Origin of the sequence: Mangrovibacterium lignilyticum, assembly GCF_010882175.1 — a bacterium.
GTDB classification, from domain to species: domain Bacteria; phylum Bacteroidota; class Bacteroidia; order Bacteroidales; family Prolixibacteraceae; genus Mangrovibacterium; species Mangrovibacterium lignilyticum.
In genome coordinates this window covers 1,336,366-1,349,824 of record NZ_WKLH01000002.1, presented here as the reverse complement: position 1 = coordinate 1,349,824, position 13,459 = coordinate 1,336,366, and the positions used below count along the sequence as shown (strand labels likewise).

At 43.0% G+C, this 13,459-nt stretch carries 10 protein-coding genes; 6 read left to right on the top strand and 4 right to left on the bottom strand.

What is annotated here, in order from left to right:
* The first annotated feature begins 224 nt into the window (after positions 1–224).
* Positions 225–1,385, top strand: coding sequence for a DUF4493 domain-containing protein (locus GJV22_RS12500; protein WP_163713815.1), 1,161 nt, complete (start codon positions 225–227; stop codon positions 1,383–1,385).
* A gap of 89 nt (positions 1,386–1,474) precedes the next feature.
* Here the strand turns inward: GJV22_RS12500 and GJV22_RS12495 are convergent, their stop codons facing one another.
* Entirely contained in the window at positions 1,475–2,452 is a 978-nt protein-coding gene (locus tag GJV22_RS12495; RefSeq protein ID WP_163713812.1) for a methyltransferase, read from the bottom strand.
* A gap of 218 nt (positions 2,453–2,670) precedes the next feature.
* On the bottom strand, positions 2,671–4,383 hold the full coding sequence (locus GJV22_RS12490; RefSeq protein WP_163713807.1) for a M23 family metallopeptidase: 1,713 nt from the start codon (positions 4,381–4,383) through the stop codon (positions 2,671–2,673).
* 215 nt (positions 4,384–4,598) lie between these two features.
* Between GJV22_RS12490 and GJV22_RS22250 the strand changes: the two genes are divergently transcribed.
* The 5 genes from GJV22_RS22250 (at position 4,599) to GJV22_RS12465 (ending at position 10,022) form a co-directional block, all read left to right on the top strand.
* The gene (locus GJV22_RS22250; RefSeq protein ID WP_163713805.1) at positions 4,599–4,892 is read left to right on the top strand and encodes a hypothetical protein; all 294 of its coding nucleotides are present in this window, start codon (positions 4,599–4,601) and stop codon (positions 4,890–4,892) included.
* 15 nt (positions 4,893–4,907) lie between these two features.
* Positions 4,908–5,201: a cell division protein ZapA gene (locus GJV22_RS12480; RefSeq protein ID WP_163713802.1), complete on the top strand. Its 294-nt coding sequence runs from the start codon at positions 4,908–4,910 to the stop codon at positions 5,199–5,201.
* A gap of 107 nt (positions 5,202–5,308) precedes the next feature.
* Positions 5,309–6,859 (top strand): ribonuclease Y, encoded by a 1,551-nt coding sequence (gene rny, locus GJV22_RS12475; RefSeq protein ID WP_163713799.1) that lies wholly within the window; start codon positions 5,309–5,311, stop codon positions 6,857–6,859.
* A gap of 272 nt (positions 6,860–7,131) precedes the next feature.
* The gene (locus GJV22_RS12470; RefSeq protein ID WP_205461855.1) at positions 7,132–9,375 is read left to right on the top strand and encodes a S9 family peptidase; all 2,244 of its coding nucleotides are present in this window, start codon (positions 7,132–7,134) and stop codon (positions 9,373–9,375) included.
* A gap of 203 nt (positions 9,376–9,578) precedes the next feature.
* Positions 9,579–10,022, top strand: coding sequence for a DUF4293 domain-containing protein (locus tag GJV22_RS12465; protein WP_163713796.1), 444 nt, complete (start codon positions 9,579–9,581; stop codon positions 10,020–10,022).
* A 413-nt stretch (positions 10,023–10,435) separates the two neighbouring features.
* On the opposite strand, the gene cysN is transcribed toward GJV22_RS12465, so the two are convergent.
* Positions 10,436–12,349: a sulfate adenylyltransferase subunit CysN gene (gene cysN / locus GJV22_RS12460; RefSeq protein ID WP_163713793.1), complete on the bottom strand. Its 1,914-nt coding sequence runs from the start codon at positions 12,347–12,349 to the stop codon at positions 10,436–10,438.
* A gap of 60 nt (positions 12,350–12,409) precedes the next feature.
* Entirely contained in the window at positions 12,410–13,318 is a 909-nt protein-coding gene (gene cysD, locus GJV22_RS12455; RefSeq protein ID WP_163713790.1) for a sulfate adenylyltransferase subunit CysD, read from the bottom strand.
* Between the last annotated feature and the right edge of the window lie 141 nt (positions 13,319–13,459).

The following is a 13,459-nucleotide window of genomic DNA, read 5'->3' as shown; positions in this document are numbered from 1 at the left end:
GGGAAGGAGATTTAATTTCGAAGAGCTGGTTCACTTTAAATGGTCTTCCCCCTATACGAAAAAATAAGAAGCGGGAATTTGCCCTATGACAAATCGCTGCATTTTTTTTATATGTTTGATAAGTATTGCCCATGTGTTGACTTTCACCTCTTTAATGCGGTAGCTTTGTTGCTAATTATCACGCTGACTAAGCTCAGTGAATAAAAACTCCAAAAATCCGTATTGTGAAAACATTCAAATTGACATGTATTTGTTTGGCATGCGTAATTGTTTTTTGCGCTTGCCGCCACGACGAAAGCCTTTCCGAAACCGGAAGGCTGATCCTTGAAACCAGTATGAACAGTCAGGTTGTTGAAATGGGCTCTGATTTAAAAGCGGCAACAATTACCACCCCTGTTGACGAATTTTGGATTTTTCTGTACTGTAACGATATTCTTCAGGACAATTATCCAATGCAGTATGGGAACCTTGCACCCGAGATTGAACTGAAAGTTGGTACCTACACCATACTTGCTTTGAGCATGTTGCCGGAAAATGTTGTTTTACCAAACCGTGATGCAACAAAAGGACTTTATTATTCGGGTGAAACTACCGTTGAGATTGTTGCAGAGGAGACGACACAAGCGGAAGTGGTCGCAACCCAGGCTGTCGCTTCCGTCACTGTTCAGTTTTCCGACAAATTTAAACAGGCCTTTCCGACTTATTCGGCAAACGTATCGGGTATTGTGTTCGACGAGTCAAATACAGCTATCGCGTTTTTCGAAGCCGGAAGCAAGTTGCAGGTTGAGTTGACTTATTTGGATAATGGCGAAGAAAAGACCCGCAGCTTCGAAACCAGCCAGGCTGTGGCTGCAGGCGATGACTGGACATTGTCTTTTGATGCCACAGGTGATCTTGTTCTTAACGGTAACGGAGCCATAACGATAACCGTTTCCACTGCAACAACTTCTCAAACAGAGAACTGGAACATTGAAATCGGCGGTTCTTCCGACGATCCTGCAACGCCAGCCGAGGGGGACGGAACCTTAGAAAACCCTTATTCGGTAGCACAAGCTCAAACCATCCAGGATGATATTACAACAGCATGGGTACAGGGATATATTGTCGGGAATATAAGAAGTTCGACGAGTGTAACGACCAATTGGGAAGAAGCAGGCGATACAAATATTGCGATAGCTGATCAGTCCGGCGAAACGGATGTCAATAAAATGTTGTTCGTGCAATTTGATAGCTCCGGATCGGCGCGTACCACATTGGGACTTTACAGCACAGAAGGCTCATCGTTGGGGATGCTCGTTAAATTTAACGGTCGGTTGGGAACTTATTTCGGCTGGTACGGACTTAACGGGGTGAACCTGGATAGTGAATATGTTATAATAGAATAAAACCTAAGGTGGTTACTTGTTGGTTGTTTTATTTAAGGGATCCGATCTTTTTCAAGGATCGGATTCCTTTTCCTTAGGGTGAACGGGCTTTAAATCTTTTTCGCAATCATCTGGCTAAGCCCTGAATCCAGCTCTTTTCTGCGGATCTGTTTAAACCCGGCAGTAGCTAGCATTTCGCTTACCTCCTGCTCGGTAAAACAATCGCCTCCATCGGTGCCTACCAGCATGTTGATGGCAAAAATTGCTCCCGATGTCGGTTCTGTGCGGTCATTGTTCATAATCCAATCCTGAATGATAATCAGACCATTGGGATTTAGGGCTTTGAAACATTTCTGTATTAACTGTTGATTCGTGCGCAGTGGATTACTGTGAATGATAGCTGACAGAAAAACCAAGTCGAAGCCTTCAGGCAGCTCATCTTTTGTATAGTCGCCGGTATATGTTTTGATTTTGTTCGCGAAACCTGCCTTCTCAATAAATTTTTTCGTAATCGGCACAACGTTGGGCAAATCGAAAACAGTTGCTTCAATCTCCGGCGTTCGGTTTATAAATTCCATGGAATAAGCCCCGGAGCCTCCACCAACATCCAATATTGACTTGATGCCTGTCAGATCGAGACCCGCCAACTGTTGCGGTGCTTGTTTGATTGCCCTATCGTGCATAGCGGTAATAAAAGCGGAAAGCCATTCTTCTCCTCTGCCATTAATTTCGGAGGGATGGGCCGATGCTCCGGTTTTTACAACCTCGGTCAAATGGCTCCAGGTATTCCACAAGTGGTTCGAATGCATCAGTCCTCCCTGGTAATCGGGACTTTTTCTCGATAAGAAATTGAAACTGTCTGCGGTATTAAAAAAGAGCTGCTTTTGCTTGGAAAGGAAGCCCAGAGATGCCAAGGCATTCAGCAAGCGATCGCAAGCATGTTCGTTCAATTGCAGCTTGCGGGCAAGCTGCTTGCTTGTTATGCCCGACTCTTCAATGTTTGTAAAAAGGTCGAGCTCAAAACCGGATAATAAAATTCTGCTCTTTTGATACGAATAAACAAATTCTTTGATCGAAGATGGATTCATAGCTCAAATTTTAAAGGTTACTGTCGATTCCTTTCTTGGGTAAGAACGCTGTTCAATAAATTTCTCAAATTATTTCAGAATGAATTCCCTTTGGTTGCATAATCTGTGTTAAACGTGCGATATAACATATCTGCACTCGATAAAAAAAAGGATCCGATCTATTTTGATAGGTCGGATCCTTTTATCACGCCAGCCGAAATTGGTAATCAACCTCGTTCTTACCGATAAAACTTCGCTTCGTAAATGCTTTCGTTGCCCACGCCGTCTTTTACGACCAGTTGCAGGTTGTGCGACTTGCCAAGTTGTAATCTCTTTTCGTCGAAATTGTATTCGAGCAGCCTGTTTTTGGCGTCGTATTCAAACAATACCCAGTGTCCGTCAATCTCGCCGCGGTAGCTGTCTATTCCCGACAGGTCGTCACTTAGTTTGAAACTCACTTTATCGCGGTTGGTCAAGCTCGAATGGTTTTTAATATTGACCGGCGTGATATCCGGAGCCTCGGTGTCGGTGGCAATGGCAAAGGTTCCCAGCTGGCGAACCATTGTTTCAACCCAGCCGTCGCTCTGGTAGTTACCACCAACTGCATATTGTTTGCCGTTTTTTGGAGCAATTGCAACGATGATAGCTTTGGGCTCCAGTTCGCTCGGAAGGTTTTCCGCTTTAATTCGAAGTTTATAGGATTGGTGAACCGGAATATCGGATTGGTGTAATTGAATACGTTCGGAGTATAAGCCGGCTTCAGATGGTAATTCCTGGTAGTCCAGTTTGAAGTTGGAATAAAAACTTCCGGCTTCAAACTTAGCTTGAACATGCTCTTTTTTTATCGCAAGTTCCTGATTGTAATGCACCGGGATGCCCGCTTCCTGAAGGGAGCTCTTCATGGGCGATTTTCCCTGAAGATTGAAAATCAGTCGGCTTACATTTCCATAAACATCTTTGACGAGGTAGCTAACCGTGTAAGCTTGTCCTTCCTTAATTTCAACTTTGCCTTTGTTCTCCTGAATCGGGTAGTTGTTCAGTTCATTCCCGTCTTCCAGCCAGTTTTTGTGGTAACGGCTGTGGTGATTAAACAGGTAGGAATAATCGATATGGCTGTTCAGGTAGCGACTTTCATCAAAACTCAGTTCATTCATTTTGAACGAATAGATCAGCTTTTCATTTACCGTCAAATTAATCTCATAGACGCCGCATTTGGCCCAACTTCCATCCAAATAATCGAGTGCTTGCAAGCCAAAGCCAATTTCGCCGCCCGCAGTAATTGCCGGGTTTCCCTTTAGGTGATAAGCACCATCGTAGTACACCAGGGCGAAAGGCTTTTGCTTGGATTGGCCGTCAATTTGTGCACCGTCGGAGAGCGGGTAGAGCATTAGCGACATTAATTTGGGGGGCATGTCATCTTTGATTTTAAAATTGAAAAGCAAGGGGTTGATCGGATGCTGTGACTCTGTATCGCGAATCTCGAAATGTAGGTGCGGTCCTCCGGAGCTGCCGCTGTTTCCGCTGTAAGCTACCAGCTCGCCTTTCGACACCTTGAACTTGCCTTTAGGAACATTGATATCAACAGAGAATGATTCTTTGTCATATTGGACGTTCCTGGCGTATTCGGCGAGATCGTCGCGCAAACCACTCAGGTGCCCGTATACGGTCGTATATCCGTCGGGATGCTCAATATACAAAGCAGTACCAAAGCCCACCGCTGAAATATTGATTCGGACAATGGTGCCTTCGGCGGCAGCATAAACCGGTAAGCCTGTTTTCCCTTGCGTTTTAATGTCGATGCCCGAGTGAAAATGATTGGTGCGCAATTCGCCAAAGTTTCCGGCCAGGTACATCGGAACTTTTAACGGCGGTGCAAAGTAATTGGCTTCGATAGATGGATTATAAGGAGTTTTAAGGAGAAACAATAAAATGCTCAAAAGTACATACTTCATAAAAGTAAAATTTAGTCTGCTATTTGTCGAAATAACTTCATTTAAATTATTTGTTATCAGGCTTTCCCTCTTCAAATCAGATCTTAACAGAAGGCGCTACTCACAAGGGCTGTTGATAAGATTCTCAACCAGCAGTATGCTATTCAACAAATAAACCTATCTTCGTATAATGAATTGGGCAAAAATATTATTTTTGTCCGGGAAAGCATACAAAAATGACCGGGGAAGATCAACTTTTACTCGATGATTTTAAGGCAAAACTTCGGATACTCATAAAACGCCACACAACGCTGAAGAGCGAAAAGGCAGAGTTGCTGGAGAAAATGGCTGAAATGGAAAGTACAATTGCCGATTTGAGAAGAGAAAATGAAGAGCTGGTAAAAAAGTATGAAGACTTAAAGGTTGCAAAAGTTTTGGCTGTTGTCGACGAAGATAAGAAACAGGTAAAACAGCGCATCAACAAAATAGTGCGGGAAATTGATAAATGTATTGCTCAGCTTAACGTGTAGCAAATACAGTGAAAAATGGCAGATAAGCTTTCAATAAATATTAATATCAACGGGCGAATTTATCCGTTGAAAATCGACCGAAAGGAAGAGGAGAGGATTCGGAAAGCTGCGAAGATGATCAATGATATTGTTCTGGAATACAAAAAGAAGTACGTCAACCAGGATGCACAGGATTTCCTGGCAATGACAGCATTTCAGTTTGTATTGAAAAATCTTGAAATGGAAGAGCAGACCGATGAATCGCCGATTATAGAAGAAATACGCTTATTGGATGAACAACTAAGCGAATTTTTGTCATTGAACGAATAAAATACAATATATCGAAAGCCCGCTTTTGTTTCCTTGTTAACCCGATCAGGTTGATGACGAAATAAGTAGTGGGCTTTCATTTTAATTATCAGTAATAATTTAAACAAATGGAAATATTATATGTAATTTCTGGCTTTTTGGGCGGAGGGGTCTTGTCCTACTTCTTGTGGGATAAGGCAATGCGTAGCAAGAAGAGTAAGATAATCAGCGAGGCTGAAGCTGAAGGAGAGGTAATCAAAAAGGATAAAATCCTCCAGGCAAAAGAAAAATTTCTGCAGTTAAAAGCAGAGCATGAAAAGTATATTGGCGAGAAGAACAACAAAATTGGTGCTCTCGAAAATAAGATGAAACAAAAGGAATCTTCGTTTATGCAAAGCAAAAACGAGTTCCAACGTACCGTTAAAGAGTTTGAATCTGAAAAACGACAGGTTGAATCGATCCGTGAGAACCTGACAGCGCAGATTAATTTGGTTCAGCAAAAGGAAGACGAACTGGAAAAATTGCACCGTCAAAAGGTGGAGCAATTGGAAACGATCTCCGGTTTGTCGGCAGAAGAAGCCAAAGCTCAGTTGGTTGAATCGTTGAAAAACGAGGCAAAAACCGAAGCCATGTCATATATCAATGAAATAATGGAAGAGGCTAAACTGACAGCGAATAAGGAAGCCAAAAAGGTCGTTGTAAAATCAATTCAGCGAGTAGCTACAGAGACCGCGATTGAAAATGCAGTGACGATTTTCCACATCGAAAGTGATGAGATCAAAGGTCGTATTATCGGTCGTGAAGGACGAAATATTCGTGCTTTGGAAGCCGCAACAGGTGTCGAAATTATTGTTGATGATACCCCTGAGGCAATTGTTCTTTCCGGTTTCGATCCGGTACGTCGCGAAATTGCCCGTTTGGCTTTACACCAGCTGGTAACAGACGGACGTATTCACCCTGCCCGCATTGAAGAAGTAGTCGGTAAGGTGAAAAAACAAATTGAAGAAGAGATTATTGAAACCGGTAAGCGCACAGCGATCGACTTAGGAATTCACGGTTTACATCCTGAGTTGATTCGCATGATCGGTAAAATGAAATACCGCTCGTCTTACGGACAAAACTTGTTGCAGCACTCTCGCGAAGTTGCGAATCTGTGTGCTATCATGGCATCAGAATTAGGTTTGAATACCAAATGGGCGAAACGTGCCGGTCTGCTGCATGATATCGGTAAAGTGCCGGATGATGAGCCGGAGTTGCCACACGCAGTATTGGGTATGAAGCTGGCCGAGAAGTTTAAAGAAAAGCCGGAAATATGTAATGCGATTGGTGCTCACCACGACGAAGTGGAAATGCAATCCTTGCTGGCTCCGATCGTTCAGGTTTGTGATGCGATTTCAGGTGCCCGTCCGGGTGCACGCCGCGAGGTGGTTGAGTCGTATATCAAGCGTTTGAAAGCGTTGGAAGATTTAGCTCTTTCTTACCCGGGTGTTTTAAAGACTTATGCGATCCAGGCTGGTCGTGAGTTGCGTGTAATTGTTGGTAGCGATAAGATTTCGGATAAAGATACCGAACAGCTGTCATACGATATCGCCAAGCACATCCAGGATGAGATGACTTATCCGGGACAAATCAAGATTACGGTTATTCGCGAATTACGCGCCGTAAACTACGCGAAATAATTCCATTGGAAATGATAATACAAAAGCTCGCTTCGGCGGGCTTTTTTTATGGCTTCAAATCAGTATAGCTGACATTTGTCATCTCTTGCCTGTGCTTTCCGATCAAAGAGGAATCATTCGATCAATAAACATTAATTTTTGCCATTTTTTAGGACGCATTAGTCCTTTTTCTAAGTTTGACTGATTAGATTTGGGTGCAGATGATGGGATTTTGGGGGAAATTCGTCATTCCTTTTGTCATACAGTAATACGAATAATAACTACAACAAATCATGATGAACAAATTGTTTTTAGGCTTGCTTTTGCTCGTTGCAAGCTTTTGGGCAAATGCGCAGGTTCAGTCCGATTCCTCGCTTTTGACCCTCCACCGGATTTATGCCTCCGGTGAATTTCGTGCTGATTTTCAGCCAACGATTAATTGGGTTGCCAATGGCAATGCCTATGTCATTACCGAGATGAATGGCAAGCATCAGTCCGAGTTGGTGAAGTACGAAACTGCATCGGGAAAGAAGTCGGTGCTATTGTCGGCCGCGGATTTAACTCCTGAGGGAGCAACTTATCCCATTGGGATGAGTAACTTCTCCATGTCGGATGATGAAAGTAAAATTCTGATTTTTACAAATACCAAGCGTGTTTGGCGAAGTAATACCAAAGGCGATTACTGGGTATTTGATCTGACCACAAGAAAGCTCAAGCAGCTAGGCGCAGGTTTTCCAGCTTCATCGTTGATGTTTGCCAAGTTCTCTGAAGATAACCGATCAGTGGCTTATGTGGTCGATTTCAACCTTTATGTTGAAGATTTCACTTCTGGGAAAACGACGAAGATTACGACTGATGGCAACGGTGATATTATTAACGGAACATTCGACTGGGTGTATGAAGAGGAGTTTGGCTGCCGCGATGGGTTCCGCTGGTGTCCGGACGGAAAGACCATTGCCTATTGGCAACTGGATGCCTCGCATATTGGCACCTTTTACATGATCAATAACACCGATTCAATTTATCCGGAAGTGATCCCTGTTCAATATCCCAAAGCGGGGCAGAATCCGTCGTCCGCTAAGATCGGGTTGGTAGATCCGATAAATGGCAAGACGGAATGGATTGCATTGGATGGCGATCCTGTTCAGAATTACATTCCCGGTATTCAATGGGTGAGTGAGCATTTGTTGTTGATTCAGCAAATAAACAGGAAGCAAAATGATCTTAAAGTATGGGCCTACGATTTAAGCACGAAGCAAAAGCGTTTGGTTTACGAGGAGAAAAATAATAGTTGGATCGACCTTCTGTATCCGGACGTTTCATCAAATCATTGGGCTAGTAACGACCTGATTTTGGTAGACCGGGCAAAGTCGTTTTTACGAATGACTGAAGATGACTGGCGGAAGATTTACAAAGTCAATATTGAGACCGGAGCGAAGCATTTGATATCACCTGCGGACTACGATGTTGCAACGGTATCGGGTGTGAGTGAGAAAGACCTTTACTATATGGCGTCGCCTGAGGAAATGAGCCAGCGTTATTTGTACGCAGTGGATCTGGGCGGGAAGCAAAAGGCACACCGGTTAACCCCGGATACCTATTCAGGGGTGAATAACTACAACATTTCGCCAAATGGCAAATATGCGGTTCATACCTTTACAAGCGCATTGCAACCAACTCAGATCGAATTGGTGAGTTTGCCTGATCATAAACTCATCAAAACAATGGTAAGTAATGAGCGATTGACTGAAAAGTTGAAAACACTGGAACTACCAGTGGTTGATTTTTTTCAGGTAGAAACTGAAGATGGTTTAACGGTTGATGGTCGTATGATCAAACCAGCTGATTTTGTTGCGACGAAAAAATACCCGGTCCTTTTTCATGTATATGGAGAACCATGGGGGCAGGTAGCTTTGGATAGTTACATTGGTTTGTGGAATGTGATGATGGCGCAGAAAGGCTTCATCGTGATTGATATTGACGGGCGTGGAACACCAAGTTTGAGAGGTAGCGCGTGGCGAAAGTCAATCTATCGTAACTTGGGCCGGATCAACATCAAGGACATGGGACAGGCTGCCCGGGAAATTTTGAAATTCCCGTATCTGGATTGTGAGAAAGTAGCTGTATGGGGATGGAGTGGTGGTGGATCATCCACCTTGAACCTGATGTTTCAGTATCCCGATGTTTTTCAGACGGGAGTAGCGGTAGCGGCTGTGGCTAACCAGTTGACTTATGACAACATTTACCAGGAACGGTACATGGGTTTACCTCAAGAGAATCTGGAAGACTTTGTGAATGGCTCACCAATTAGTCATGTTTCGGGCCTGGAAGGAAACTTGCTGGTGATTCATGGTACTGGCGATGATAATGTGCATTACCAGAATACCGAGATGTTAATTAACGAACTTATTCGTCAGAACAAGCAGTTTAGTTTGATGGCCTATCCCAACCGGTCGCATGGGATTTATGAGGGACAAAATACCAGTCGGCATTTATATACTTTAATTACCAATTATTTATTGGAACATATGAAATAGAACAACCAGAAATCCAATACACAAATTCTATAATGAAAGGCTTGCGTTAGCAGGCCTTTTCTATTTTAAAGGGCTTAAGTAAGGACAACTTCCGTTTATTGTGGCCGGGATAATGGTAAGAACGGATTCTTTTAATGCGAAGCTTGCGTTTTATGTTTGCCTCTTCTACGCAAATCTGTATTTTTGTGCAAAAATTAATTCATATGATTCAACGTATTCAAACAGTTTATATGCTTATCTCAGCGATCCTAATTGGATTGTTGTTTGCACTTCCTTTTGCCGAAATAGCTCATGAGGGACAATTGTATCTTTTTGACATTCGTGGCATTGTTCACCAGGATACGGTAACTGAAAACGGAATGGCTATTGCTGGTCTGATTGGTATCATTCTGATATTGCATGTAGCGGCCGTCTTTCTCTATAAAAAACGCATTTTGCAAATTCGGTTTTTAGTGCTTTCTGTTCTCTTGAGTATCGGCTTATTCGGGATGTTTTATTTTTTCACTTACTACAGTTTTGACGATGCTGAAATCGGTTTCAAGATGCCGGTAGCTTTTCCAATAGTAGCTATAATTCTGGATTATTTGGCTATTCGTAGTATCGGTAAAGATGAAGCATTGATCAGATCATTGGATCGACTTCGCTAAAGATATTTTTGACCTCATAGAAACGGAAGCAGCTCATTGGGCTGCTTTTTTCATTTGACGATGATGGTACAGATAGTCATTTGTTTGGTATGTTGCGATGATTTCACGGACCTCATCAGGTACCTCGTTTTCCGGTGTCAGGTTGCTGTTTTGCTTGTTCCAACGATAAAACGAAAGTTGTTTTCAATCGCCCGGAACAGCTAAATCATCACCTGTTGATAATCCAAGTTTCCGGTAGTTTCCAATAAAAGCGCGTCCACTGTCTGTTGGCAGGGTGCTTACATTTTGATCGTAGAAGTTTGATTACAGATGTATGTAAATGTTGATATGTGTCACTGGCTTTCGTGAAAAGCAATAAAAAAAAGGTGAAGTCTTTTCAACTTCACCTTCGATATCATTGTGAGATTTTCTTTTTATTGTAGCGGGAATATTCCGTTTTCGCGGCAGAATTCGATAATTTTTTCCGGGTTCTTTCCGTTGTCGGTCGCCGAAAGTTCCAATGATGCGTTTTCCGGTTCATCGAACGTAATATCAATTCCAGGTACATATTCCAGATTTTCCTGGTTATAGAATTCCGGCTTATTTTTCTTGCAGAAATCTAAGTCAGCTTTCATGTGGAACAAATGGAAACGGTCTTCGCCAACGATTTTGGCGACTTGTTTGCGGATCTCTTTGTCAGGCGAAATGAATGAGCAAATGGTGATAATTCCCTGGTCATTCAAGAGGCGGCAAACTTCTGCAACACGGCGTAAGTGTTCGGCGCGATCTGACGGTGAATAATCCAGTTCTTTGGACAATCCTGAGCGGACAGAACTACCGTCGAGCAGAACAACTGTTGCCCCCATTTCAAAGAGTTGTTTCTCGAGGCTGAAAGCCATTTCGTTTTTGCCGGAACCGTGTAAGCCGGTTACCCAAAGGGTAGCGCCTTTTTGGTTGTAGCGTTTTTCATATTGCTCATTGACAATCAAGCCTTCTCCCCGGCGGATTTGCAGGCGTTCGTCTTCAGTAATTCTCGAAGGCAAATTGTCCGAGCTTAGTTTGTCGATGATCATACCCACGGCGACGGTATTGTTTGTCATCGGGTCGATCAACACAAATGCACCAGTACTCTTGTTCTTTTTGTATGGGTCGAAGAATAGCGGTTTGTTGGTTGTCAGTACCACACGGCCGATTTCATTCAGACTAAAGAAATCGATCGACGATCGCTCCATAGTATTAACATCAACCTTATATTGAATTTTGTCAATCCGTGCTTTCGTATTGTTATTGGCATGTTTGATAAAGAAGTGAGTGGTCGGATCCATTGGTTTTTCGTCCATCCACACCAACATCGATTCAAAGTGACGTTCAACACGTGGTAAACTGTCCGGGTAAACCAACATGTCACCACGAGAGATGTCAATTTCATCTTCCAGAGTAACAGTCACCGATTCGGGTGGGAAAGCTTCGTCCTTTTCGCCATCGTATGTGGTAATGCTCTTAATTTTAGAGGTTTTCTTTGACGGCAGCACCATTACGGTTTCGCCTTTGCGTACGATACCTGAAGCAACTCGTGCCGAGAATCCACGGAAATTATTGTCGGGTTTCAGTACATATTGTACCGGGTAGCGCATGTCTTCGAAGTTACGGTCAGAGCTAACGTGAACATTTTCCAGGAAGTTCAACATACACTTGCCATTATACCAAGGCATCTTTTTTGAAGGTTCAACCACATTGTCGCCTTTCAATGCCGATAGTGGGATGAAAGTTACATCCGGAATGTCTAATTGAGCGACGAAGTTTTTATAGTCTTCGCAAATTTGGTCGAAAACTTTTTGGTCAAAATCAACCAGGTCCATTTTGTTGACAGCCAGCACGACGTGCTTAATTCCGAGCAATGACACCAGGAAAGTATGACGACGGGTTTGCGTAATCACTCCTTTGGTGGCATCAATCAAAATGATTGCCAGGTTTGCCGTTGACGCACCGGTTACCATGTTGCGCGTGTATTGTTCGTGTCCCGGAGTATCGGCAATAATGAATTTTCGCTTGTTGGTCGAGAAGTAGCGGTAAGCTACATCAATGGTAATTCCTTGTTCGCGTTCGGCTTTCAAGCCATCTAAAAGCAAAGCGTAGTCGATATCTTCGCCTGCATGTCCAATTCGCTTACTGTCGCGTTCCAATGCTGCCAGCTGATCTTCATAAATCATTTTGCTGTCAAACATCAATCGGCCAATCAGGGTTGATTTACCATCATCAACTGAACCTGCAGTCAGAATGCGTAGTAAGTCTTTTTTCTCATCCTGATTTAGGAAGTCTTGTATGTTTAATTTTGTTTCTGTTGTCATTTTGCTAAAGTTGAATTCGTGTTACTGTTTTTGTGTTTCGAGGTAACGAGTAACCCGTTTTTAGAAATATCCTTCCCGTTTCTTTTGCTCCATACTACCTTCCTGGTCGAAGTCGATTACACGTGTTGTGCGCTCTGAAACAGTGACCGTCATCATTTCTTCAACGATTTCTTCGATTGTTTCGGCGTTCGATTCAACAGCACCGGTGAGCGGGTAGCAGCCTAAGGTACGAAAGCGGATTTTCTTCATTTCAGCCTTTTCAGCTAATTCTTTCGGCATCCGATCATCGTCAGCCATAATCAGGTTGCCATCGATATTGACAACAGGGCGTTCTTTTGCGTAATAAAGAGGTACGATTGGAATGTTTTCGAGACGAATGTATTGCCAAACATCTAATTCAGTCCAGTTGGAAATAGGGAAAACGCGAATCGATTCACCTTTGTGAACGCGTGCGTTGTAGATATCCCACAACTCAGGACGTTGGTTTTTTGGATCCCACTGGTGAAATTTATCGCGGAATGAGAAAATACGCTCTTTGGCCCGAGATTTTTCTTCATCACGACGGGCACCACCAAAAGCGGCGTCGAACTTATATTTACTCAATCCTTCGAGCAGTGCCTTTGTTTTCATGGTATCAGTGTGTACTTTACTTCCATGAGTGAAAGGACCAACGCCGGCTTCGTATCCTTGTTTGTTGTAGTGTACGATCAAATCCCAGCCATTTTCTTTCGCATAATTATCGCGGAATTCAATCATTTCCTTAAACTTCCATTTGGAGTCGATGTGCATCAGTGGAAAAGGAACTTTGCCCGGATAAAAGGCTTTTTCAGCCAGCCTGACCATGACTGCGGAGTCTTTGCCGATGGAGTATAACATCACCGGATTTTCGAACTCGGCAGCTACTTCGCGGATGATATGAATAGCTTCTGCTTCAAGCTCCCGCAAATGCGTCAGATTATATTTCTTCATAATAACTTTATTTTGAATTTTCCTTGTATCGTCAAGGGTAAATTAAGTCGCATGCAAAACTAATCGATTTTACCAAAGGATCGATGGGTATTAATTCGTATTTATTGATTGGTAATATCCTCAAACAATTAACACGGTAAA